The sequence below is a fragment of the Pseudomonas juntendi genome (assembly GCF_021560075.1).
GTDB lineage: Bacteria > Pseudomonadota > Gammaproteobacteria > Pseudomonadales > Pseudomonadaceae > Aquipseudomonas > Aquipseudomonas juntendi.
Map to the genome: position 1 here is coordinate 103,132 of NZ_CP091088.1, position 23,903 is coordinate 127,034.

A 23,903-nucleotide genomic window follows, 5' to 3' on the forward strand; every position below is an offset into this window, starting at 1 on the left:
CCGCGAAGAGGCCAGTACTGGCAAAAGAATACCGCTGATTCACCGCCGGCGTGTAGCACCGCTCGGCCGCTGTGGGCCATGCCGCCGCCAGCGCAACAGCCCCGCGGCCACGATCAGCCCTACCAACAGGGCACCCAGCCCATAGAATTCGTCATAACCGAGCAGCGGCTTTTCAATGCGTACGTAGCCGTCTTCCCTGAGCAATTCCCGCATCGCCTGGTTGGCTTGCTCCAGGGTGACCTGGCGCAGTTTGCGCACCGGGTTGGTGAAGCGGCCGTCGGTGTAGTCGTTCAGCGCCCCCCAGTAGTAGTCGGCCAACGCACTGTTGCCTTGGGTGCTCCAGCTTTCCTTGGCGACGCTGGCATCCTTGATGCGGGCGAACGTATCCGGGTCCAGCCCTTCTTTGCGCAGGTGCTTGAACAACCGCTGCATGACCGCTACGGCCTTGTCGATGTCATCGCGCTCCAGGTCGGCATTGACGCTGAGCAGGCCGGTGTCACCGAAGCTTTCGCGCTGCACCGAGGGCCCATAGGACAAGCCATTGCGCAGGCGCAGCTGGTCGTAGATGGCCCAGTCCAGGTAGCGTGCCAGCAGGTCGAGGGTGGCCTGGTGGTCGTTGTCCAGTACCGGCTCGATGAAAAGCCAGTGCAGTTTCACGCTGTCACCGAGCCAGCCACGGGTCAGATCGCGACGCTGCTCGGCTTGCTGGGTGATGCTATCCAGGTTGCGGCGCTCTTCTGGCTCGGTGGCCGGCAGCTCGCCAAACGAGCGTTCCAGATAGGCTGGCAACAGGCGGTCCAGGCCACCGACCATGATCAGGGTCATGTTGTTGGCGGCGTACCAGCGGTCGCGCAGGGCCTGGACCTGTTCCAGGGTCATGTCGTCGACGTTGGAGCGCTCTGGGCACTTCAGGCCCAGCTCGGTGGCCAGTTGGTCGCTGGCGGGGTGACCGATGTCCTGGCGGTCGAGCCAGCGCTGCAGGTGGCCGTAGTGGCCGCCATCCTCGCGTTCGATGATGCGTTTGGCGGTGGCCAGGGCCTTGGCATCGATGTGGGTATCGCGGATGACCGCCAGCAACAGGTCGAGTACCTTGCGCTGGTTGCGCGCCGGTGCTTCGATGACGAAAGTGGTATCGGCACTGCTGGTAAAGGCGTTCCATTCCCCGCCCAGCGCCTGCAGGCGCTCTTCCAGGCCGCCTTCGCCGGTTTCATCGATGCCGCTGAACAGCAGGTGCTCAAGCAGGTGCGGCAGCTCTTTCTGCTCGCAATCGAAATCATCCAGCCCAACCCCGACCACCAGGCGTATCGCCACATGGTCACGCTCGTAGCCATTTTTCAGAATCACCTGCAGGCCGTTGGGCAACAGGTAGCCTTCCACCCGCGACCGGTCGAGGGCGAAAGTGGGCAGGCTGCAGATCAGGATGCAAACGAACATCAGGCAACGCATGGGCGAGCTAGGGTCCTCAGCTAGGCAGAATCATGGCTGGCTTCGTCTGGCACACTGTCGAGCATCAACCCGCCGGTGTCCGAGCCGCCCAGTACCACATAGGCACTGCTACAGAACAAAGAGTTCAAACGCTTCATGTCGGCGATCAGCTCCAAGTGTAGCGAACTGGTCTCGAGGCTTTGCATGACTTTGCGCTGCAGGCGGCTGACGTGGGCGTGGGCCAGGCGCCGCTCCTGGGCCCGGAACCGGCGTTTTTCACGCAGCAGCAAGCGGGCGCTTTCCGGGTCGGCGCTGAGGAACACCGACAAGCCCAGGCGCAGGTTGGCCAGCAATTGTTCCTGCAGGCCGGTCAGCTCTTCGAGGCCGACCTGGGAAAACTCACGGCGCTGGCTGGTCTTCTGCTGCTGGACCTTGCGCAGCATGCGTTCGATGAGGTCGCAGGCCAGCTTGAGGTTGATAGCCACTTCGATGATTTCCGCCCAGCGACGGTTGTCTTGCTCGCTGAGGTCCTCGCGTGTCATCTGCGCCAGGTACAGCTTGATCGCGCTGTACAGGGCGTCGGCATCTTCGCCCAGGGCGCGTACCTGCTGGGGCAGCGCCGTCTGGGTGCCCCGCAGGGCCCCCAGCATGGCTTCGAGCAGGCTGTCGACGATGTCGCCCAGGCGCAGGGTTTCCCGCGCGGCATTGGCCAGGGCCAGGCTGGGGGTCTCCAGTGCGGACGCGTCGAGGTGGCGCGCACGGATCTGGCCGTTGCTGTGTTCCCGCTCGGGCAGCAGCACATTGCACAACCGACCCATGGGGTTGACCGTGGGTAGCATCAGCAAGCAACGGGAGGTGTTGTAGAGCAGGTGGAAGCCGATGACCAGCTCTTGCGGGCTGAAGCTCAGCGAGTCCATCCAGCCTACCAGCGGGTGCAGTACGGGAATGATCAACACCAGGCCGATCAGCTTGTACAGCAGGCTGCCCAAGGCCACCCGGCGGCGTTCTGCATGCTGGTGCTGATGAACGCCAGCAGGCCACTGCCGATGTTGGCGCCGACTACCAGGCCAATGGCCACCGGCAGGCTGATGACCTCGGCACCGGCCAGGGTCGCCGTGAGGAGAACGGCCGCCAAGCTGGAATAAGAGACCATGGCGAACGTCGCCCCGACCAGGGCATCGAGCATGATGTCGCCCGTCAGCGAGGCGAACAGTACCTTCACGCCCTGGGCATGGGTGATGGGCGCGGCGGCCTGTACGATCAGCTCCAGCGCCAGGATGATCAGGCCCAGCCCGATACCCACCCTGCCCAATTGGCCAGCCCGCGTCTGTTTGCGCGAAAGGAAGAAGATGACGCCGAGGAAGATCAACAGCGGCGACAGCCAGGATAGGTCGAACGTGAGTACCCGGGCCATCAGCGCAGTGCCGACATCGGCGCCGAGCATGATTGCCAAGGCGGGGGTCATGGCCATCAGGCCCTGGCCGACGAACGAGGTGACCAGCATGGCCGTGGCGTTGCTGCTTTGCACCATGGCAGTGACCAGAATGCCGGCAATGAATGCCAGCGGGCGCTTGTTCATGTTCTGGCCAATGATGCGCCGCAGATTCGAGCCGAATACCCGAAGGATGCCGGTGCGCACGATATGGGTGCCCCAGACCAGTAGCGTTACGGCCGAGAGCAGGTTGAGCAGGGTCAGCATGGCGAAGGCCCCCTGAAGCACAGGCCCATGGGGCCAAGGGAAGAAACGTGAGCGTTCGAATAGGTTTTCATTGCTCACTCAAAGCTTTAGCTGTTTTGCGCAGTGCTTGCCAGCTTCGCACGGTAGTCATCAATTTGAAACATACCGTGAATGAATCATTGCCGGTCTTGCAGGCGCAACGTAGCAGCCATTCAAAAATGAAAAAGGGGCCCCGTAGGGCCCCCGCTGTCCTGCACGTTCCGCTCTTACTGACCCGGAATGTCCTTGCGCAGTTTCACTGGGTCATGCTCTTTGCCGTCCTTGCGGGCCAGGGCAGTGCGCATGCGAATGTTGATGGCCTCTACCGCCAGCGAGAAGGCCATGGCGAAGTAGACGTAGCCTTTGGGCACGTGCACGTCGAACGCTTCGGCGATCAGTACGGTACCGACCACGATCAGGAACGACAGTGCGAGCATCTTCAGCGATGGGTGCTTGTCGATGAAGTTGCTGATGGCGCCGGCGCACAGCATCATCACCAGTACGGCCACGACGATGGCAGCGATCATCACTGGCACGTGGGACACCATGCCTACTGCGGTAATCACCGAGTCCAGCGAGAACACGATGTCGATGATGGCAATCTGAATGATGGTGTAGAAGAACTTGCCACCTGCGCCTTTGGGCGCTTCATCGTTTTCGTCCTCACCTTCCAGGCCGTGGTAGATCTCTTGGGAGCTTTTCCACAGCAGGAACAGGCCGCCGAAGAACAGGATCAGGTCACGCCCGGAGATGCCCTGGCCGAGCACCACGAACAGGTCGGCGGTAAGGCGCATGACCCAGGTGATCGACAACAGCAGCATGATGCGGGTGACCATGGCCAGGGCCAGGCCGAAGATCCGGGTGCGCGGCTGCATGTGCTTGGGCATGCGGCTGACCAGGATCGAGATCATGATGATGTTGTCGATCCCGAGGACGATCTCAAGCGCGGTGAGGGTAAAAAAGGCAACCCAGATTTCCGGGCTGGTCAGCCATTCCATGTTGTTTCCTTCGAGCGGTAAAGGCGACGCGCCCTGCAGGGCGCGTCGCGGTGGGGTAATACGCGTTTATTAAAGACTACTGAACAGCGGGAAAATGCCCATCAGCAGCGCGGCGAACATTATGCACAGGCACACCAGCACTGCCCACTTGAGCGTGAAGCGCTGGTGATCGCCAAACTCGATACCGGCCAGGGCTACCAGCAGGTAGGTCGAGGGCACCAGTGGGCTGAGCAGGTGTACCGGCTGGCCGACGATCGATGCGCGGGCCATTTCAACCGGGCTGATGCCGTAGTGGCTGGCGGCCTCGGCCAACACTGGCAAAACCCCGTAGTAGAACGCGTCGTTGGACATGAAGAAGGTGAACGGCATGCTCACGATTGCGGTGATCACTGCCATGTAGGGGCCCATCGCTTCAGGGATGACTGCCAGCAGGCTCTTGGACATGGCATCGACCATGCCGGTGCCCGACAGAATGCCCGTGAAGATGCCCGCGGCGAAGATCAACCCGGTGACTGCCAGCACGCTGCCGGCATGGGCGGCGATGCGGTCTTTCTGCTGTTGCAGGCAGGGGTAGTTGACGATCATGGCAATGCTGAAGGCGATCATGAACAGCACCGGCAGCGGCAGGATACCGGCGATCAGCGCGACCATCAGGGCGGCAGTCAGCGCGCCATTGAAGTACAGCAGCTTGGGGCGGCGGGCCTCAGGGAATTGCGAAACGGTGATATCGCTATGGTCGGTGTCATCGGTTGGCAGGTGCAGTTCACCCAGGCGGGCACGCTCACGCTTGCCGTACAGGTAGGCAATGGCCAGGATGGCCAGTACGCCGAACAACATGGCCGGGATCATCGGCACGAAAATGTCCGACGGGTCCACGTGCAGGGCGCTGGCGGCACGTGCGGTCGGGCCGCCCCAAGGGGTCATGTTCATCACGCCGCCGGCCAGAATGGTCAGGCCGGCCATGATTCGCGGGCTCATCCCCAGGCGGCTGTACATCGGCAGCATGGCGGCGCAGCAAATCATGTAAGTGGTGGCGCCATCACCGTCGAGCGAAACCACCAGGGCCAGTACGGCGGTACCCACCGAGACTTTCAGCGGGTCGCCCTTGACCAGCTTGAGGATCTTGCGCACGGCCGGGTCGAACAGGCCGGAGTCGATCATCAGGGCGAAATACAGGATTGCGAACATCAGCATCACGCCGGTAGGCGCGAGCTTGCTGATGCCCTCGAGCATCATCGGGCCGATCTTGGCGGAAAAACCGCCGAACACGGCGAACAGGATCGGTACCAGGATCAGCGCGATCAAGGCCGACAGGCGCTTGGTCATGATCAGGTACATGAAGGTGATGACCATGGCAAAGCCGAGGAAGGTCAGCATGGCAATACTCCAGGCGTGGCGCTACGAAAGGAACGTCGATTCGGGCGGGTCAGCGCGTTTGGCGCTGCACGGGGAGCATGCGGAGGGGGATTGCGCGAAGGCGGGCACAGGAATACATCAGGATCACCATTGTTGTTGTTGATTGGGCCGGGCGCGGTTGTTACCGGGCGCCCTGGCTGACCGGTCTTGTGCCGGTGGTGGCGCTATCCTATGAGCACAAGCTTTCAGCCAGCTTTCGCTGAAGCAAAGGCGACGAGAGGTAGATGATGCAGCATGTGACCGAGGGTGGCTGCCATTGCGGCGCGTTGCGGTATCGGCTGGCGGGTGACCTGACGGACATCGCCCACTGCCACTGCACAATCTGTCGGCGGGTAAGTGGTGGGCTGGTCGTGACCTGGCTGACCCTACCCCGCTCGGATTTCCATTGGTTAACGGGTAAGCCGAACTGCTACGTGGCCCCGCCCAGTTGCAGCCGTTACTTTTGTGGGCGGTGTGGGGCCCATGTGGCGCTGGTGACCACGCACAGTCCCGAGACCATCGATGTGACCGTGGCCACCCTCGACCACCCGGAGGGCGTGCGCGCCAACCGCCATATCTGGGTAGGCAGCCGGTTGCCTTGGCTGCACCTTGATGAGGATTTGCCGGAGGAGCACGGGGAACGCCTTTAAGATGCTGTGCTCGTGCTGCGGGCCCTGCCGCTGGCAAGCCAACTCCACTAGGTGTAAGCCGGCTCGCCGCGGATAGGCGCCGTTACAACTGCAGGCCACCTGCAGCCTTGTGCAGTGCCCGCAAATGCTCGCCTATCTGCTTCACATTGGCCTCTACCGCAGAAATTTCCCTGGCCCGCGAGGGGGCCAGCAGCGCCCTTACCTCCTTGTCCAGGTTGGTACTCAGGCGCAGCAACCTGGCCTGCCGTTCCTTGCTCTCCCGCTCCAGGTGTTCGCGTTCTTCGGGCTGCGGCAGTCCATAGCCTTTGCTGTCGAGCAATTCTGCCGGGCGGCTGAGGAAGCCGCTGTTGGCAAGCATTTGCTTGAGGGTGGCATCGGCCTTGTTGACGCTGCCATCTTTCAACGCTGCGGCATTCAGGTAGCGCTGCTTGACCTCGTCCTGGGCCAGCAACAGTTGCCGGCGCAGGCTGGCCTGCTCCAGTAGCAGCAGCGCAGCGCTGGTGCGCAGGTCGGCCTGGGCGAACCAGGGGCGACGTTGCTCGGCGCTCAAGGCCAGCCAGTCTTCTACCAGTTGCTGCTGGATCGGCAATTGCTTGCGCAGCACCTCGAACATGGCCTGGTACCGCTCGCGGTAGGAGTCGAAGCGGTAGCCCAGGCGCAGCGCCTCGCGGGGGTTGTCGAGCACGCTCGTGTCGGCCAGCCCCCTGCCCTTGAGCACGGCCAGCAAACCGTTGGGCATGATGCTGTCCAGGTCATTCAATTGCGGGTTGGCGGTGCCGCTGCGCAGCAACTTCAATGACTCTACGGCACAGTTGTTGGACAGGAACCAGTAGTTGCCGTCGTAGCTCCAGTGCATTTCGGCAGCCTGGCGCACCAGGTTTTCAATCTCTTCGCGGTTCAGCTTCAAGGGCACCGAGGCCAGGCTGCGCAGCTCTGTCTTGGTGTATTCGTCGATGACCTGGCCCAGCGGCAGCACGAACAGGCGCGATGGATAGACGCCGACCAGGCCGTCCCAGCTCGATAGCTGCACATCGTTGACGAACGCGCGGTATGACAGCACCAGGCTCTGGTCCAGGTCGAGGCGGCAGTCTGGCCCGCGGGGGCGGCCGGGTCTGCAGATGACCAGGCGCAGCATGCTGTGGCCCCAGCGGCTGACCAGGTTCTGGTTGGCTTCGGCCAGCAGGTAGTCCACTTCATAAACCCGTTCGGGGTCGATTTCGCCCAGTGGCTGGCGGGCGAAGTCGCTACCGGCATTGATGAATGGCAAGCCCCTGGCGCAAGTGTTCTGTGGCGGTGCCCAGCCGAAATGCTCATGCAGGTACTGGTTGAGCGCCGGGCGGCGACAACCGTAGCTCGGGTCCAGGAGGAAGTACTCCATGTTCACCGCGAGGTATTCCTTGGGGCTGCTGAGTTCATAGCTGTCGGGGCTGCGCACGAACTGGCCGTTGTGCTGCTCACGCTCACCCCGGCGGCCCACGTATTGCGGCCAGCCGGCCAGGTCAAGCAGGCGTGGGTCATCGCTCAGGGTGAAGCGGCGCTCAGCCTGGCCGCGGCATTCCTCAGGCAGGCCGATTTTGCCCACGGTGCCCTGTTGGCGTTTACAGCGGGCAATCAGCGATCTTTCACGGCTGGGCCATAGGCGCGCACGGTCGTAGATGTGGCTGAGTTCGTGCAGGACTGTGGCCAGTAGCTCTTGTCGCACGGTGCCATGAGGGCGGTTGGTGCGCTCAATGGCGGCACTGCCATCGGTGAGCCCGGGCAGCAGGCGACGGTTGAGCTGAAGCGTGGACACCAGTGTGGCCTGCCCATAGGCGTCGGCTGGCATGTTGTCGCTCCAGCTCACCTGCACGCGGCGGTCGAGTTGCTGCTTGAAGCGCGGGGGCAGCTTGGCCATGGCCTCGTCAAGCAGGGCCTGGCTGGCTTGAGTCTGCTGTGGGTCGAGGCCGGACGACTGCAGCTCGAGCTGCAGGCCGGCCAGGGCGGGCGTGCCGAGCAGCGTCAGGGCGCAGCCGAGCAGCCAGGCACGCACGGGCTTCACAGTGCGAGGATGGCTTCGGCCAATACCTGGTCGCTGGCGCCGCGTGCTTCCGGAACGCGCTCGCGCAGGGTGGTGAGGGCAGCTTCGAGCTGCGCGCCACGGATGTCCCCGTTGCTGGCCACGAAGCTGGCAGCGTCGTCGTGGGCTTCGCGTACCACTTTCGAGTCGCGGATCGAAGTGGTGGTGTCCGAGGTGAAGTCGATCGAGCGGCCAAAGGCACGCACGATGATGTTGCTGGTGGCCACCAGGGTCTGTGCCTGGGCCAGGTCAGCCAGCAGCAACATGCCGAGGGTAGCGGCAATCAGCGGTTTACGCATGGAGCATCTCCGAAAAATTACAGGGAGTCAGATGTAGTCATTGGACGAGAATTGCTTGCGCCAGTTCCAGATCGCCAACGCCCTGCCGTGCGCAATTATGGCGTAATGATTCCAGGGCAGCTTCCAGCCGAGCACCGCGGATCTGGCCATGGGTGGCGACGAATACCGCGGCATCGTCACGGGCCTCACGCACCAATTTGCGATCAAAGGGTGCAGTGGTGACCTGGCTGGTGGCGTAGGCTGAGATCACCAGGCCTTGGGTAGTGGTGTCCATGGCATGGGCGCTGGCCATGCCGGCAAGGGAAAACAGCAGCGGCAACAGATAACGCATGGGCTCTACGACAACTGGAAGTAAGGGTGGCGAGGGCTGGCCTGGCTGTACGGGGCACCCGGCACAGCCTGGGCGCTTGCCGGCGCTTAGATTGCCAGAATGGCCTGGGCCAGTTCGGCGTCGCTGGCCTGCAGGCTTGGCATTTGTGCGCGGATGTGCCGGAACGCGCTTTCCAGCTTGGCACCGCGGATATCGCCTTGGCTGCCTACGAAGCTGGCAGCGTCGTCACGGGCGGCCTGGACGATTTTATCGTCACGGAACGACGAAGAAACATCCGAGGTGGCGTCGGTGGACGCAGCTACTGCCCCTACTACAGCGTCAGTGGTGACGACGAAACTGGTGGCGTTTGCGGTGCCAGCCAGGCTCAGCATAAGAGCGGCGCCAATCAGATATTTACGGGACATTTCGTGCACTCCTGAACTCGGGTCGGGTGGTTCTGCTTATCGGACGCTCGCATTGCTGGTCGCGGTACTTATGACAGTGGTTTCTACCAGACTGCCAAGCCAAGCGTATCACGCGCGGGTGTTTCCAGATGTTAACGAAGAACGGGCCGTCAACTGTATCGGTTTGGATTTGTACTACACAAACTGTATCTGTTCAGCGCTTGGCGCTGACCTCTGCATGCCACAAACAAAAAACCCGTCGCAGTTGCCTGCAACGGGTTTCAGGAATTCGCGGTGCCGGCCGAAGCCGGCAAGCCGGTGCTTAGCGCCAGAAAGGCTTGCTCAGCTCTTCGTAACGCTGCGACTCGCTGATGCCAGCGTCGGCCAGCAGGCGAGCGTCCAGGCGAGCCAGTTGACGGCGGCTTGCCATGCGGCGCTGCCACAGCACCAGAGTGGACAGTGCGCGCAGCGGCAGCGATGCGTTGGATTGCTGGGCATTGCTTTCAAAAACCAGACCGGAACTGAGGGTACGTTCCATGATGCTTCATCCTTCCGCTTATGGCGGGATTAGGTAGTGATTTAACTGATGCCAATGATCCTCCTCTCTTGTCCAGAACAGTAGATACAGTTCATGCGAAAGACGATGGCTCAGTTAACTGTGTAACCCTACTGTTGCACTCGAAACAGGCGAAACTGTACTGGTCTGCATCTTTATGGTGCATTTTTGGTATGTGGCGATGTTCTGCAGGCTTGAAAGAAGCCTAGGACAGGTACAGTAGTACAGTTCTGGATATTCTTGGGTCTGGACGTGAAACGCGAATGGGCTGGAACAGCAGAAGCGGGGCTGCTGTTCCATGCCGCCGCTGGATCAGCTCGCTTGCATGCGGCCGGTTTCTTCCAGGTTCTCGTGCCAGCTCAGCGCTTCGCGCAGGATATGTGGCGTATGGCCGCCACGTTGGCAGGCGCGCTCGAAGTAATCGTTCAGTGCCGCGCGGTAGTCTGGGTGCACACAGTTGTCGATGATCACGCGTGCCCGCTCGCGCGGGGCCAGGCCACGCAGGTCGGCCAAACCTTGTTCGGTGACCAGGATGTCCACGTCGTGTTCGGTATGGTCCACATGGCTGACCATTGGCACCACACTGGAAATTGCACCGCCTTTGGCAATCGACTTGGTAACGAATACAGCAAGGTGGGCGTTACGGGCGAAGTCACCCGAGCCACCGATCCCGTTCATCATCCTGGTGCCACACACGTGGGTGGAATTGACGTTGCCGTAGATGTCGAACTCCAGCGCGGTATTGATACCGATGATGCCCAAGCGCCGCACGACCTCCGGATGGTTGGAGATTTCCTGCGGGCGCAGTACGAGCTTGTCCTTGTAGCGTTCGAGGTTACCGAATACATCGGCATTGCGGCGGGTCGACAGGGTGATGGAGCTGCCCGATGCAAAGCGCAGCTTGCCGGCGTCGATCAGGTCGAAGGTCGAGTCCTGCAGCACTTCGGAGTACATGGTCAGGTCTTCGAAGGGCGACTCGATCAAGCCGCACATCACGGCGTTGGCAATGCTACCGATGCCGGCCTGCAGTGGGCCGAGCTTGTTGGTCATGCGGCCAGCTTCCACTTCCTTCTTCAGGAAGTTGATCAGGTGGTTGGCGATACCCTGGGTTTCGTCATCTGGCGGCAACACGGTAGATGGCGAGTCCGGTTGGTCGCTGATGACGATACCCACGATCTTCGCCGGGTCGATCGGGATGGCGGTGCTGCCGATACGATCGTCGACCTTGACCAGCGGAATGGGCGTGCGGGTCGGGCGATAGGTGGGGATATAGATGTCGTGCAAACCTTCGAGGTTGGTGTTGTGCGAGAGGTTGATCTCGACAATCACCTGCTTGGCGAAGATGGCGAAACTGGCCGAGTTACCCACCGATGTAGTAGGTACGATGTGGCCCTGCTCAGTGATGGCCACGGCTTCGATGACCGCGATGTCCGGCAGCTTCAATTGCTGGTTGCGCAGTTGTTCGACGGTTTCCGACAGGTGCTGGTCGATGAACATCACCTTGCCGTCGTTGATGGCCTTGCGCAGGGTGCTGTCTACCTGGAAAGGCATGCGGCGGGCCAATACACCGGCCTCGGTCAGTTGCTTGTCCAGGTCGTTGCCCAGGCTGGCGCCGGTCATCAGGCTGATCTTCAGTGGCGACTGTTTGGCACGTTCGGCCAGTGCATGCGGGACGGCCTTGGCCTCACCGGCGCGGGTAAAGCCGCTCATGCCGACAGTCATGCCGTCCTCGATCAGACCAGCGGCATCAGCCGCACTCATTACCTTGCTGTGCAGAGAGGACAAGCGGATACGGTCACGGTACATGGATTGTTATCTCGGGCTGCTGAAACTACTGCAGCGCAGTCTAGAGATTTCGCCCATTGCCGTCCCACGACCATGGTCGTATGAGAAGCCTCTCGGTAGAGCCGTTGATCCGGATCAATAAAAAGAAAGCCCCGGTAGATGCTTACCGGGGCTTCCTTTATATCGGCGGGTTTGCTGCGGCGCTTTATTCCACAGCCTTGACCATGTCTTCGATGACCTTCTTGGCGTCACCGAATACCATCATGGTTTTGTCCAGGTAGAACAGTTCGTTATCCAGGCCGGCGTAGCCACTGGCCATCGAGCGCTTGTTGACGATGATGGTCTTGGCCTTGAACGCTTCGAGAATCGGCATGCCGGCAATGGGCGACTTGGGATCGTTTTTTGCCGCCGGGTTGACCACGTCGTTGGCGCCCAGCACCAGTACCACGTCGGCCTGGCCAAACTCGGCGTTGATGTCTTCCATCTCGAAGACCTGGTCGTAAGGGACTTCGGCTTCGGCCAGCAGCACGTTCATATGCCCAGGCATACGCCCCGCAACCGGGTGAATCGCGTACTTCACGGTTACACCGTTGTGGGTCAGCTTTTCGGTCAGTTCCTTGAGTGCATGCTGGGCACGGGCCACCGCCAGGCCATAGCCCGGAACGATGATCACGCTGTCGGCATTGCTCAACAGGAAGGTGGCATCGTCAGCCGAGCCGGACTTGACCGGGCGCTGCTCTTGCGAGCCTTGCGCCGCCCCCGCGTCGGTGTCGCCACCAAAGCCGCCGAGGATGACGTTGAAGAACGAACGGTTCATCGCCTTGCACATGATGTACGACAGGATGGCGCCAGAAGAGCCCACCAACGAGCCCGCGATGATCAGCATCGAGTTGTTCAGCGAGAAGCCGATACCCGCAGCTGCCCAACCCGAGTAGCTGTTGAGCATTGAAACAACCACCGGCATGTCGGCGCCGCCAATCGGAATGATGATCAGCACACCCATGACAAAGGCCAAGGCCAGCATCAGGGTGAAGGCACTGTAATGGCCGGTGAACGTGAACAGCAGGCCCAAGGCGATGGTGGTCAGGCCCAGGATCAGATTGAGCTTGTGCTGACCGGCGAACTGTACGGGTGCGCCCTGGAAGAGGCGGAATTTGTATTTGCCCGACAGCTTGCCGAAAGCGATCACCGAGCCAGAGAAGGTAATGGCACCAATGGCTGCGCCGAGGAACAGTTCCAGGCGGTTACCGGTAGGGATCGGGTCGCTGATGGCTGCAACGATGCCCATCGACTGCGGTTCGAGCACTGCGGCGATGGCGATGAACACCGCAGCCAGGCCGATCATGCTGTGCATGAAGGCGACCAGCTCGGGCATCTTGGTCATCTCGACCCGCTTGGCCATGATCGAACCGGCGGTACCACCGACCAGCAGGCCGACCAGTACGTAACCGATGCCGGTCGTAGCCCCACCGTTGCCGATGGAGAGCGCCGCGAGCTTGTAGATGAGGCCAACCGTAGTGAGGATGGCGATGCCCATGCCGATCATGCCGAACAGGTTGCCGCGCCGCGAGGTTGTCGGGTGCGACAGGCCCTTGAGCGCCTGGATGAAGCACACCGAGGCGACGAGGTAGAGGAGCGTTACCAGATTCATGCTCATGCTTACTTCTGCGCCTCGTTCTTGGTTTTCTTCTTGAACATTTCCAGCATGCGGCGGGTGACCAGGAAGCCACCGAACACATTGACTGCGGCCAGGGCCACCGCCAGGGTGCCCATCAGTTTGCCGGCAGGGGTCACGGTCAGGGCGGCGGCCAGCATGGCACCGACGATGACGATCGCCGAGATGGCATTGGTGACCGCCATGAGTGGGGTGTGCAGCGCCGGGGTGACGTTCCACACCACGTGGTAGCCCACATAAATGGCCAGCACGAAGATGATCAGGTTGTAGATGCCGTGGGAAATCAGCATGTCTTCCATTGTCGTGCTCCTTAGCCGTTCTTGCGGACGACCTGGCCATCGCGGCACATCAGGCAGGCCGCGACGATGTCGTCTTCGAGGTTGATGGTCAGTGCGCCGTCCTTGTCGAACAGCAGCTTCATGAAGTCCAGCAGGTTGCGCGCATACAGCGCCGAGGCATCGGCGCCGACCTGGGCCGGCAGGTTGGTAGGGCCGACGATGGTCACGCCATGCGCCTGAACGACCTGGTCCGCCACGGTCAGCGGGCAGTTGCCGCCTTGGGCCGCGGCCAGGTCGATGACGACCGAGCCAGGCTTCATCTGGGCCACTGTTTCGGCACTGAGCAGGGTTGGCGCCTTGCGGCCAGGGATCAATGCGGTGGTGATGACGATATCCGCCTGCTTGGCGCGCTCGTGCACGGCCTGGGCCTGGCGTTGCATCCAACTGGCTGGCATCGGCCGGGCATAGCCGCCGACGCCTTCGGCGCACGCCCGTTCTTCGTCGGTCTCGTAGGGGACGTCGATGAACTTGGCGCCCAGCGACTCGATCTGCTCCTTCACCGCCGGGCGTACGTCGGACGCCTCGATCACTGCGCCCAGGCGCTTGGCCGTGGCGATGGCCTGCAGGCCGGCAACGCCCGCACCCAGGATCAGTACCCGGGCGGCTTTGACCGTACCGGCGGCGGTCATCAGCATGGGCATGAAGCGTGGGTAGTGATGGGCAGCCAGCAGCACGGCCTTGTAACCGGCAATGTTCGCCTGTGACGACAGCACGTCCAGGCTCTGCGCCCTTGACGTGCGGGGCGCGGCCTCCAGCGCGAAGGCGGTGATCCCGCGTTCGGCCATCTTGCCGATCAGTTCGCTGTTGAAGGGGTTGAGCATACCTACCAGCAGGCTGCCGCTGTTGATCAGGGCCAGTTCCTGGTCGTTGGGCGCGACCACCTTCAGGACCAGTTGGGCGCCGTATGCATCGGCTGCGGTCCCCAGGGAAGCACCCACGGCCTCATAGGCACTGTCCGGAATGGCGGCGTTGAGCCCTGCCCCCCGTTGAACGGTGACCTGATGGCCCTGGCCAATCAGTTTCTTGATGGTTTCGGGGGTCGCAGCGACCCTTGTCTCACCGGTCTGCGTCTCGAGAGGAACACCAATGTGCACGACTATTTCTCCTGCGGTGACCTTTGTTTTTGTCAAAGCCAGCGCACTGCGAATGGTGTGCTGGGTGGCTGTGGAGCGCCATCCCGCCGGATCCTGGGCGGGCGAAGCATTTTGCAGACGAACCCATAGGGCTTCAACCGGTTCTGGAGCGAAACGAAGTTAAAACTACAAGTCACCCTGTGACCGCTTGTCGCACGCATAAGGTCGCAGCCCATCAACTACGGGCTTTTGCCAGATTAGGAGGAAAAAACAAAAAAATTTTGGCCAGTTCGCTGATGGCTTGTTCGATGTCGCAAAATAACCCGCAAAGCCCCGTAGTCAGGACGGTTAGCGGGTATTTTTGTGCGTACGTAACAGTTTACGAATATGCGACAAATATATATATCTGTAGGTGTTAAAAATAATTGACTACGGGGTCAGGTTGTCCCGTTCCTGGGCATATGCCTGCGCTTGGCTCACCAGCCAGTCACGGAATGCGCGCAGAGATGCGGACTCCACCTTGCGTTCTGGAATCATCAGATAGTAGGCCTTGTCGCTAGTCAGGACGTGTCTGTTAGCGACTACCAGCCTACCCTCCTGCAACTCGCGCTGGATCAGAAACGGCGGTATCAGCGCGACGCCCATCTCGTGCATGGCCGCTTGGGCAAGCATCGAAAACAGCTCATAGCGTGGGCCGGTCATGTCACGTTCCACATTCATGGCCACGCTTGCGAACCATTGCCGCCACGCGTACGGCCGCGTGCTCTGCTGCAACAGTGGCAGCTCAGCGATGTGCCGTGCTTCGAGCGTGCCTTGCCCGCCCAGCAGTGCCGGGCTGCATACGGGTAACGGGTTTTCCCCCATCAGCCGCTGCGACTGTGTGCCAGACCAGTCGCCATCACCAAAATAGATGGCGGCATCGAATGTTGTGTCCGCGAACAGAAATGGCCGGGTGCGGTTGGTGAGGTTCACGGTGACCTCCGGGTGGCGCTGCTGGAAGTCTTTGAGGCGCGGTAGCAGCCATTGGGTACCGAAGGTCGGTACTACTGCCAGTTCGATCACGCTGGCGCCCTGCTGTCGCATCACTGACAAGGTGTCGCGCTCCACTGCGTCCAGTTGCGCGGCAACCTGTCGGCTGTACGACAGGCCCGCCTCGGTCAGCTTCACACCACGGCGCGAGCGGCGGAACAACTCTACGTTAAGGAACGTTTCCAGGCTGGCAATCTGTCTGCAGACGGCGCCTTGGGTCAGGGAAAGCTCCTGGGCGGCCTTGGTGAAGCTCTGGTGACGTGCAGCGGCCTCGAAGCAAACCAATGCAGAGGTGCTGGGGATCTTGCGTCGCATGTACGTCAACCTCACTCGTAAGGCCGAAAATGTGGCGGGGTTCTGATTTTCGAAGTGACAAAATATCACTATATGGTGCGCAATCCTCGTTTGTATCAGCGGGCAATCAGTCCTAGGCTCAAAGGCACATAAAAACTCCGCCCCCTTCTCGAGGATTCCGCTCATGGCTGGTAAAGCAAGCTTCAACTGGATCGATCCACTGCTGCTGGATCAGCAGCTCACTGAAGAAGAGCGCATGGTGCGTGACAGCGCTTATCAGTTCGCCCAGGGCAAGCTGGCCCCGCGTGTACTCGAGGCGTTTCGTCATGAGCAGACCGACCCGGCGATTTTTCGCGAAATGGGGGAAGTGGGCCTGCTGGGTGCGACCATCCCCGAGCAATACGGCGGCAGTGGCTTGAACTATGTGTGCTATGGCCTGATTGCCCGCGAAGTGGAGCGCATCGACTCCGGTTATCGCTCGATGATGAGCGTTCAGTCTTCGCTGGTGATGGTGCCGATCAACGAATTTGGCACCGAAGCCCAGAAACAGAAGTACTTGCCCAAGTTGGCGAGTGGGGAATGGATCGGTTGCTTCGGTTTGACCGAGCCTAACCATGGCTCTGACCCGGGCTCGATGATTACCCGGGCCAAGAAGGTCGAGGGCGGTTATCGCCTGAGCGGCAGCAAAATGTGGATCACCAACAGCCCGATCGCTGACGTATTCGTGGTCTGGGCCAAGGATGACGCCGGAGATATCCGTGGCTTCGTCCTGGAAAAGGGCTGGCAGGGCCTGAGTGCGCCTGCAATTCATGGCAAGGTCGGTCTGCGCGCGTCGATTACCGGCGAGATCGTCATGGATAATGTGTTTGTGCCGGAAGAGAACATCTTCCCCGATGTGCGTGGCCTCAAAGGTCCGTTCACTTGCCTGAATTCGGCCCGTTACGGCATTTCCTGGGGGGCGCTGGGTGCTGCAGAGGCCTGCTGGCACACCGCCCGCCAATACACGCTGGACCGTCAGCAGTTCGGTCGCCCACTTGCTGCAAACCAGCTGATCCAGAAAAAGCTGGCCGACATGCAGACCGAGATCACGCTGGCGCTGCAAGGCTGCCTGCGCCTTGGGCGAATGAAGGACGAAGGCACCGCGGCGGTGGAAATTACCTCGATCATGAAGCGCAACTCCTGCGGCAAGGCGCTGGATATCGCACGCATGGCGCGCGACATGCTTGGTGGTAACGGGATTTCCGACGAGTTCGGTGTCGCCCGTCATCTGGTCAACCTGGAGGTGGTCAACACCTATGAAGGTACGCACGACGTGCATGCGCTGATCCTGGGCCGCGCGCAAACCGGTATCCAGGCTTTCTATTGATAAGGAGCCAGTCCATGGGCGCGTTATCACATCTGCGGGTGCTGGACCTGTCGCGCGTGTTGGCCGGTCCGTGGTCTGGCCAGATCCTCGCTGACCTGGGGGCTGACGTGATCAAGGTCGAGCGGCCGGGCAGTGGGGACGATACCCGCTCCTGGGGGCCGCCCTTCCTTAAAGGTGCCAATGGCGAGAACACGAGCGAGGCGGCTTATTATCTGTCGGCCAACCGCAATAAGCGGTCGGTGACGATCGATTTCACGCGGCCCGAGGGCCAGCGCCTGGTGCGTGAGCTGGCGGCGAAGTGCGATATCGTCATCGAGAACTTCAAGGTGGGTGGGCTGGCGGCCTATGGGCTGGATTACCAGAGCCTCAAGGCCGACAATCCGCGGCTTATCTATTGCTCCATTACCGGTTTCGGGCAGACCGGGCCTTATGCCCGGCGCGCTGGCTATGACTTCATGATCCAGGGGCTAGGTGGGCTGATGAGCCTGACGGGGCGCCCGGAAGGTGAGGAAGGCGCAGGCCCGGTCAAGGTGGGTGTCGCCCTTACCGACATTCTGACCGGGCTGTACTCAACGGTGGCCATGTTGGCTGCCCTCGCCCACCGTGACCAGACTGGGGTCGGTCAGCACGTCGACATGGCGCTGCTGGATGTGCAGGTGGCTTGCCTGGCGAACCAGGCAATGAACTACCTGACCACGGGCACGGCGCCCCGTCGCCTGGGCAATGCGCACCCCAACATCGTGCCTTATCAGGATTTTCCGACGGCGGATGGCGATTTCATTCTTACCGTGGGCAACGACAGCCAGTTCCGCAAGTTCGCCGAGGTGGCCGGGCAGCCTCAATGGGCGACTGACCCTCGCTTTGCCACCAACAAGCTGCGTGTGGCCAACCGGGCTGAGCTGATTCCATTGATTCGCCAGGCCACCGTGTTCAAGACCACGGCCGAATGGGTGAGCAAGCTGGAGGCAGCGGGTGTGCCGTGTGGGCCAATCAATGATCTTGCCCAGGTGTTCCGCGACCCCCAAGTGCTGGCTCGCGGGCTGGCGGTCAGTATCCCGCATGCGTTGGCAGGCAATGTGCCGCAGGTGGCGAGCCCGATACGTTTGTCGGCGACGCCTGTCGAGTATCGGCTGGCGCCGCCTATGTTGGGTGAGCATACCGAGGTGGTGCTTGAGGAGGTGTTAGGGCTAGGAGCGGAAGAAGTGCGCCAGTTGCGCAGCGTTGGCGTGTTGTAGGGAATGCTGGTCTAGCTATATAACGGGGAGGCCGCCAGGCCTCCCCGCTTTGCTTTTTAAGCGCCCTGAAAGTTTATTTGAATTAAAGGTTGACGCCCTCTCGAATCCCCTTATAATGCGCCCCACTTCCAGCGACAACGGAACGACAAACTCCTTGAAATTCAATGAGTTGAACGATTCGGAAGGCGCTGTAAGGGCTACGATCGAATGATCGAATGCGGTTGAGATGATGGTTGACAGCGCTTCTAAACGCTGTATGATTCGCCTCCCGCTACGAGAGATCGCAGCGAGTCAAGTGTTTGAAGCTAAACGAGTTTCTCGCAAAAAACTTCAAAATAAACGCTTGACAGCAAATGAGGAAAGCGTAGAATGCGCGCCTCGGTTGAGACGAAACGCTCTTAACCACCGCTCTTTAACAAATCGAATCAAGCAATTCGTGTGGGTGCTTGTGAGTACGGACTGATAGTCAAAAAGATTATCAGCATCACAAGTGGCCATGCGAGAAATCACATAGTCATTTGAGATTGCTGAGCCAAGTTTAGGGTTTCTTAAAAACCCAAGCAGTATTGAACTGAAGAGTTTGATCATGGCTCAGATTGAACGCTGGCGGCAGGCCTAACACATGCAAGTCGAGCGGATGACGGGAGCTTGCTCCTTGATTCAGCGGCGGACGGGTGAGTAATGCCTAGGAATCTGCCTGGTAGTGGGGGACAACGTTTCGAAAGGAACGCTAATACCGCATACGTCCTACGGGAGAAAGCAGGGGACCTTCGGGCCTTGCGCTATCAGATGAGCCTAGGTCGGATTAGCTTGTTGGTGAGGTAATGGCTCACCAAGGCGACGATCCGTAACTGGTCTGAGAGGATGATCAGTCACACTGGAACTGAGACACGGTCCAGACTCCTACGGGAGGCAGCAGTGGGGAATATTGGACAATGGGCGAAAGCCTGATCCAGCCATGCCGCGTGTGTGAAGAAGGTCTTCGGATTGTAAAGCACTTTAAGTTGGGAGGAAGGGCAGTAAGTTAATACCTTGCTGTTTTGACGTTACCGACAGAATAAGCACCGGCTAACTCTGTGCCAGCAGCCGCGGTAATACAGAGGGTGCAAGCGTTAATCGGAATTACTGGGCGTAAAGCGCGCGTAGGTGGTTTGTTAAGTTGGATGTGAAAGCCCCGGGCTCAACCTGGGAACTGCATCCAAAACTGGCAAGCTAGAGTACGGTAGAGGGTGGTGGAATTTCCTGTGTAGCGGTGAAATGCGTAGATATAGGAAGGAACACCAGTGGCGAAGGCGACCACCTGGACTGATACTGACACTGAGGTGCGAAAGCGTGGGGAGCAAACAGGATTAGATACCCTGGTAGTCCACGCCGTAAACGATGTCAACTAGCCGTTGGAATCCTTGAGATTTTAGTGGCGCAGCTAACGCATTAAGTTGACCGCCTGGGGAGTACGGCCGCAAGGTTAAAACTCAAATGAATTGACGGGGGCCCGCACAAGCGGTGGAGCATGTGGTTTAATTCGAAGCAACGCGAAGAACCTTACCAGGCCTTGACATGCAGAGAACTTTCCAGAGATGGATTGGTGCCTTCGGGAACTCTGACACAGGTGCTGCATGGCTGTCGTCAGCTCGTGTCGTGAGATGTTGGGTTAAGTCCCGTAACGAGCGCAACCCTTGTCCTTAGTTACCAGCACGTTATGGTGGGCACTCTAAGGAGACTGCCGGTGACAAACCGGAGGAAGGTGGGGATGACGTCAAGTCATCATGGCCCTTACGGCCTGGGCTACACACGTGCTACAATGGTCGGTACAGAGGGTTGCCAAGCCGCGAGGTGGAGCTAATCTCACAAAACCGATCGTAGTCCGGATCGCAGTCTGCAACTCGACTGCGTGAAGTCGGAATCGCTAGTAATCGCGAATCAGAATGTCGCGGTGAATACGTTCCCGGGCCTTGTACACACCGCCCGTCACACCATGGGAGTGGGTTGCACCAGAAGTAGCTAGTCTAACCTTCGGGAGGACGGTTACCACGGTGTGATTCATGACTGGGGTGAAGTCGTAACAAGGTAGCCGTAGGGGAACCTGCGGCTGGATCACCTCCTTAATCGACGACATCAGCCTGCTGATGAGCTCCCACACGAATTGCTTGATTCATTTGCTGATGAGAATTCAGAAATGAACATTCGTTGATGAATGTTGATTTCTGACTTTTGTCAGACCGTTCTTTAAAAATTCGGATATGTGATAGATATAGACTGACACGCACTTTCACTGGTGTGTGATCAGGCTAAGGTAAAATTTGTGAGTTCTGCTCTTAATTGAGCGAAATGCGAATTTTCGGCGAATGTCGTCTTCACAGTATAACCAGATTGCTTGGGGTTATATGGTCAAGTGAAGAAGCGCATACGGTGGATGCCTTGGCAGTCAGAGGCGATGAAAGACGTGGTAGCCTGCGATAAGCTTTGGGGAGTCGGCAAACAGACTGTGATCCAGAGATCTCTGAATGGGGGAACCCACTCAGCACAAGCTGAGTATCTTGTACTGAATACATAGGTGCAAGAGGCGAACCAGGGGAACTGAAACATCTAAGTACCCTGAGGAAAAGAAATCAACCGAGATTCCCTTAGTAGTGGCGAGCGAACGGGGACCAGCCCTTAAGTTGATTTGAGATTAGTGGAACGCTCTGGAAAGTGCGGCCATAGTGGGTGATAGCCCCGTACACGAAAATCTCTTATCAATGAAATCGAGTAGGACGGAGCACGAGAAACTTTGTCTGAATATGGGGGGACCATCCTCCAAGGCTAAATACTACTGACTGACCGATAGTGAACCAGTACCGTGAGGGAAAGGCGAAAAGAACCCCGGAGAGGGGAGTGAAATAGAACCTGAAACCGTATGCGTACAAGCAGTGGGAGCCTACTTTGTTAGGTGACTGCGTACCTTTTGTATAATGGGTCAGCGACTTATATTCAGTGGCGAGCTTAACCGAATAGGGGAGGCGTAGCGAAAGCGAGTCTTAATAGGGCGTTTAGTCGCTGGGTATAGACCCGAAACCGGGCGATCTATCCATGGGCAGGTTGAAGGTTAGGTAACACTGACTGGAGGACCGAACCGACTACCGTTGAAAAGTTAGCGGATGACCTGTGGATCGGAGTGAAAGGCTAATCAAGCTCGGAGATAGCTGGTTCTCCTCGAAAGCTATTTAGGTAGCGCCTCATGTATCACTGTAGGGGGTAGAGCACTGTTTCGGCTAGGGGGTCATCCCGACTTACCAAACCGATGCAAACTCCGAATACCTACAAGTGCCGAGCATGGGAGACACACGGCGGGTGCTAACGTCCGTCGTGAAAAGGGAAACAACCCAGACCGTCAGCTAAGGTCCCAAAGTCATGGTTAAGTGGGAAACGATGTGGGAAGGCTTAGACAGCTAGGAGGTTGGCTTAGAAGCAGCCACCCTTTAAAGAAAGCGTAATAGCTCACTAGTCGAGTCGGCCTGCGCGGAAGATGTAACGGGGCTCAAACCATGCACCGAAGCTACGGGTATCATCTTATGATGATGCGGTAGAGGAGCGTTCTGTAAGCCTGTGAAGGTGAGTTGAGAAGCTTGCTGGAGGTATCAGAAGTGCGAATGCTGACATGAGTAACGACAATGCGAGTGAAAAACTCGCACGCCGAAAGACCAAGGTTTCCTGCGCAACGTTAATCGACGCAGGGTTAGTCGGTCCCTAAGGCGAGGCTGAAAAGCGTAGTCGATGGAAAACAGGTTAATATTCCTGTACTTCCAGTTATTGCGATGGAGGGACGGAGAAGGTTAGGCCAGCCTGGCGTTGGTTGTCCAGGTTTAAGGTGGTAGGCTGGAATCTTAGGCAAATCCGGGATTTCAAGGCCGAGAGCTGATGACGAGTTGCCTTTAGGCGACGAAGTGGTTGATACCATGCTTCCAAGAAAAGCTCCTAAGCTTCAGATAACTGGGAACCGTACCCCAAACCGACACAGGTGGTTAGGTAGAGAATACCAAGGCGCTTGAGAGAACTCGGGTGAAGGAACTAGGCAAAATGGCACCGTAACTTCGGGAGAAGGTGCGCCGGCGAGGGTGAAGGACTTGCTCCGTAAGCTCATGCCGGTCGAAGATACCAGGCCGCTGCGACTGTTTATTAAAAACACAGCACTCTGCAAACACGAAAGTGGACGTATAGGGTGTGACGCCTGCCCGGTGCCGGAAGGTTAATTGATGGGGTTAGCGCAAGCGAAGCTCTTGATCGAAGCCCCGGTAAACGGCGGCCGTAACTATAACGGTCCTAAGGTAGCGAAATTCCTTGTCGGGTAAGTTCCGACCTGCACGAATGGCGTAACGATGGCGGCGCTGTCTCCACCCGAGACTCAGTGAAATTGAAATCGCTGTGAAGATGCAGTGTATCCGCGGCTAGACGGAAAGACCCCGTGAACCTTTACTATAGCTTTGCACTGGACTTTGAATTTGCTTGTGTAGGATAGGTGGGAGGCTTTGAAGTGGGGACGCCAGTTCTCATGGAGCCATCCTTGAAATACCACCCTGGCAACTTTGAGGTTCTAACTCAGGTCCGTTATCCGGATCGAGGACAGTGTATGGTGGGTAGTTTGACTGGGGCGGTCTCCTCCCAAAGAGTAACGGAGGAGTACGAAGGTGCGCTCAGACCGGTCGGAAATCGGTCGTAGAGTATAAAGGCAAAAGCGCGCTTGACTGCGAGACAAACACGTCGAGCAGGTACGAAAGTAGGTCTTAGTGATCCGGTGGTTCTGTATGGAAGGGCCATCGCTCAACGGATAAAAGGTACTCCGGGGATAACAGGCTGATACCGCCCAAGAGTTCATATCGACGGCGGTGTTTGGCACCTCGATGTCGGCTCATCACATCCTGGGGCTGAAGCCGGTCCCAAGGGTATGGCTGTTCGCCATTTAAAGTGGTACGCGAGCTGGGTTTAGAACGTCGTGAGACAGTTCGGTCCCTATCTGCCGTGGACGTTTGAGATTTGAGAGGGGCTGCTCCTAGTACGAGAGGACCGGAGTGGACGAACCTCTGGTGTTCCGGTTGTCACGCCAGTGGCATTGCCGGGTAGCTATGTTCGGAAGAGATAACCGCTGAAAGCATCTAAGCGGGAAACTTGCCTCAAGATGAGATCTCACTGGGATCTTGAATCCCCTAAAGGGCCGTCGAAGACTACGACGTTGATAGGTTGGGTGTGTAAGCGCTGTGAGGCGTTGAGCTAACCAATACTAATTGCCCGTGAGGCTTGACCATATAACACCCAAGCAATTTG

General features: G+C 59.1%; 16 protein-coding genes, 2 rRNA genes and 1 pseudogene. 5 read left to right on the forward strand and 14 right to left on the reverse strand.

Features of this window, described 5'->3' with window-relative positions; genetic code table 11:
* Positions 1–39 precede the first annotated feature (39 nt).
* From L1P09_RS00510 to L1P09_RS00525, 4 genes and pseudogenes are all read right to left on the reverse strand, one after another.
* Positions 40–1,446 (reverse strand): M16 family metallopeptidase, encoded by a 1,407-nt coding sequence (locus tag L1P09_RS00510; protein ID WP_054904514.1) that lies wholly within the window; start codon positions 1,444–1,446, stop codon positions 40–42.
* 20 nt (positions 1,447–1,466) lie between these two features.
* A pseudogene (locus tag L1P09_RS00515) lies at positions 1,467–3,124 on the reverse strand (Na/Pi cotransporter family protein).
* 245 nt (positions 3,125–3,369) lie between these two features.
* Positions 3,370–4,140 (reverse strand): TerC family protein, encoded by a 771-nt coding sequence (locus L1P09_RS00520; RefSeq protein WP_029885361.1) that lies wholly within the window; start codon positions 4,138–4,140, stop codon positions 3,370–3,372.
* 69 nt (positions 4,141–4,209) lie between these two features.
* The gene (locus L1P09_RS00525; RefSeq protein ID WP_009683564.1) at positions 4,210–5,517 is read right to left on the reverse strand and encodes a CitMHS family transporter; all 1,308 of its coding nucleotides are present in this window, start codon (positions 5,515–5,517) and stop codon (positions 4,210–4,212) included.
* Positions 5,518–5,783: 266 nt separating this feature from the next.
* On the opposite strand from L1P09_RS00525, the gene L1P09_RS00530 reads away from it, so the two are divergent.
* Positions 5,784–6,185 carry a GFA family protein gene (locus L1P09_RS00530; RefSeq protein ID WP_054904523.1) on the forward strand — a complete coding sequence of 134 codons (402 nt, stop codon included), beginning with the start codon at positions 5,784–5,786 and terminating at the stop codon, positions 6,183–6,185.
* Between the two features lie 82 nt (positions 6,186–6,267).
* Here the strand turns inward: L1P09_RS00530 and L1P09_RS00535 are convergent, their stop codons facing one another.
* The 10 genes from L1P09_RS00535 to L1P09_RS00580 form a co-directional block, all read right to left on the reverse strand.
* The gene (locus L1P09_RS00535) at positions 6,268–8,223 is read right to left on the reverse strand and encodes a DUF7844 domain-containing protein (protein WP_054904516.1); all 1,956 of its coding nucleotides are present in this window, start codon (positions 8,221–8,223) and stop codon (positions 6,268–6,270) included.
* Complete coding sequence (locus L1P09_RS00540) at positions 8,220–8,540, reverse strand: DUF2388 domain-containing protein (protein ID WP_009683561.1); 321 nt, start codon at positions 8,538–8,540, stop codon at positions 8,220–8,222. Before L1P09_RS00540 ends, L1P09_RS00535 begins: the two co-directional genes overlap by 4 nt.
* 37 nt (positions 8,541–8,577) lie before the next feature.
* Entirely contained in the window at positions 8,578–8,871 is a 294-nt protein-coding gene (locus L1P09_RS00545; protein WP_009683560.1) for a DUF2388 domain-containing protein, read from the reverse strand.
* A gap of 86 nt (positions 8,872–8,957) precedes the next feature.
* Entirely contained in the window at positions 8,958–9,275 is a 318-nt protein-coding gene (locus L1P09_RS00550) for a DUF2388 domain-containing protein (RefSeq protein ID WP_029885365.1), read from the reverse strand.
* Between the two features lie 301 nt (positions 9,276–9,576).
* Positions 9,577–9,792, reverse strand: coding sequence for a DUF1127 domain-containing protein (locus tag L1P09_RS00555; RefSeq protein ID WP_054904517.1), 216 nt, complete (start codon positions 9,790–9,792; stop codon positions 9,577–9,579).
* 330 nt (positions 9,793–10,122) lie between these two features.
* Positions 10,123–11,616 carry an acetyl-CoA hydrolase/transferase family protein gene (locus L1P09_RS00560; RefSeq protein WP_029885367.1) on the reverse strand — a complete coding sequence of 498 codons (1,494 nt, stop codon included), beginning with the start codon at positions 11,614–11,616 and terminating at the stop codon, positions 10,123–10,125.
* Between the two features lie 184 nt (positions 11,617–11,800).
* Entirely contained in the window at positions 11,801–13,252 is a 1,452-nt protein-coding gene (locus L1P09_RS00565) for an NAD(P)(+) transhydrogenase (Re/Si-specific) subunit beta (protein ID WP_009683557.1), read from the reverse strand.
* Between the two features lie 2 nt (positions 13,253–13,254).
* The gene (locus L1P09_RS00570; protein WP_003256966.1) at positions 13,255–13,569 is read right to left on the reverse strand and encodes an NAD(P) transhydrogenase subunit alpha; all 315 of its coding nucleotides are present in this window, start codon (positions 13,567–13,569) and stop codon (positions 13,255–13,257) included.
* An 11-nt stretch (positions 13,570–13,580) separates the two neighbouring features.
* On the reverse strand, positions 13,581–14,702 hold the full coding sequence (locus L1P09_RS00575; protein WP_009683556.1) for a Re/Si-specific NAD(P)(+) transhydrogenase subunit alpha: 1,122 nt from the start codon (positions 14,700–14,702) through the stop codon (positions 13,581–13,583).
* A 408-nt stretch (positions 14,703–15,110) separates the two neighbouring features.
* Positions 15,111–16,025, reverse strand: coding sequence for a LysR family transcriptional regulator (locus tag L1P09_RS00580; protein ID WP_054904518.1), 915 nt, complete (start codon positions 16,023–16,025; stop codon positions 15,111–15,113).
* Positions 16,026–16,188: 163 nt separating this feature from the next.
* Here L1P09_RS00580 and L1P09_RS00585 point away from each other — a divergent pair, with 163 nt between their 5' ends.
* The 4 genes from L1P09_RS00585 to L1P09_RS00600 all read left to right on the forward strand — a co-directional run bounded on the left by L1P09_RS00585 (position 16,189) and on the right by L1P09_RS00600 (position 23,884).
* On the forward strand, positions 16,189–17,370 hold the full coding sequence (locus tag L1P09_RS00585) for an acyl-CoA dehydrogenase (protein ID WP_054904519.1): 1,182 nt from the start codon (positions 16,189–16,191) through the stop codon (positions 17,368–17,370).
* A 14-nt stretch (positions 17,371–17,384) separates the two neighbouring features.
* Complete coding sequence (locus tag L1P09_RS00590) at positions 17,385–18,605, forward strand: CaiB/BaiF CoA transferase family protein (protein ID WP_054904520.1); 1,221 nt, start codon at positions 17,385–17,387, stop codon at positions 18,603–18,605.
* Positions 18,606–19,173: 568 nt separating this feature from the next.
* A 16S ribosomal RNA gene (locus tag L1P09_RS00595) occupies positions 19,174–20,710 on the forward strand.
* 281 nt (positions 20,711–20,991) lie between these two features.
* Positions 20,992–23,884 (forward strand): 23S ribosomal RNA (locus L1P09_RS00600).
* Together the 16S and 23S rRNA genes form the textbook arrangement of a ribosomal RNA operon.
* The last annotated feature ends 19 nt before the right edge of the window (positions 23,885–23,903 follow it).

What these genes read in the sequence shown, in the direction of transcription:
- L1P09_RS00545 (WP_009683560.1), bottom strand. Translation starts at nt 8,871, where the DNA reads ATGCGTTATCTGTTGCCGCTGCTGTTTTCCCTTGCCGGCATGGCCAGC.
- L1P09_RS00520 (WP_029885361.1), bottom strand. Translation starts at nt 4,140, where the DNA reads ATGGAATGGCTGACCAGCCCGGAAATCTGGGTTGCCTTTTTTACCCTC.
- L1P09_RS00590 (WP_054904520.1), top strand. Translation starts at nt 17,385, where the DNA reads ATGGGCGCGTTATCACATCTGCGGGTGCTGGACCTGTCGCGCGTGTTG.
- L1P09_RS00525 (WP_009683564.1), bottom strand. Translation starts at nt 5,517, where the DNA reads ATGCTGACCTTCCTCGGCTTTGCCATGGTCATCACCTTCATGTACCTG.
- L1P09_RS00555 (WP_054904517.1), bottom strand. Translation starts at nt 9,792, where the DNA reads ATGGAACGTACCCTCAGTTCCGGTCTGGTTTTTGAAAGCAATGCCCAG.
- L1P09_RS00565 (WP_009683557.1), bottom strand. Translation starts at nt 13,252, where the DNA reads ATGAGCATGAATCTGGTAACGCTCCTCTACCTCGTCGCCTCGGTGTGC.
- L1P09_RS00585 (WP_054904519.1), top strand. Translation starts at nt 16,189, where the DNA reads ATGGCTGGTAAAGCAAGCTTCAACTGGATCGATCCACTGCTGCTGGAT.
- L1P09_RS00560 (WP_029885367.1), bottom strand. Translation starts at nt 11,616, where the DNA reads ATGTACCGTGACCGTATCCGCTTGTCCTCTCTGCACAGCAAGGTAATG.
- L1P09_RS00570 (WP_003256966.1), bottom strand. Translation starts at nt 13,569, where the DNA reads ATGGAAGACATGCTGATTTCCCACGGCATCTACAACCTGATCATCTTC.
- L1P09_RS00530 (WP_054904523.1), top strand. Translation starts at nt 5,784, where the DNA reads ATGCAGCATGTGACCGAGGGTGGCTGCCATTGCGGCGCGTTGCGGTAT.
- L1P09_RS00550 (WP_029885365.1), bottom strand. Translation starts at nt 9,275, where the DNA reads ATGTCCCGTAAATATCTGATTGGCGCCGCTCTTATGCTGAGCCTGGCT.
- L1P09_RS00540 (WP_009683561.1), bottom strand. Translation starts at nt 8,540, where the DNA reads ATGCGTAAACCGCTGATTGCCGCTACCCTCGGCATGTTGCTGCTGGCT.
- L1P09_RS00510 (WP_054904514.1), bottom strand. Translation starts at nt 1,446, where the DNA reads ATGCGTTGCCTGATGTTCGTTTGCATCCTGATCTGCAGCCTGCCCACT.
- L1P09_RS00580 (WP_054904518.1), bottom strand. Translation starts at nt 16,025, where the DNA reads ATGCGACGCAAGATCCCCAGCACCTCTGCATTGGTTTGCTTCGAGGCC.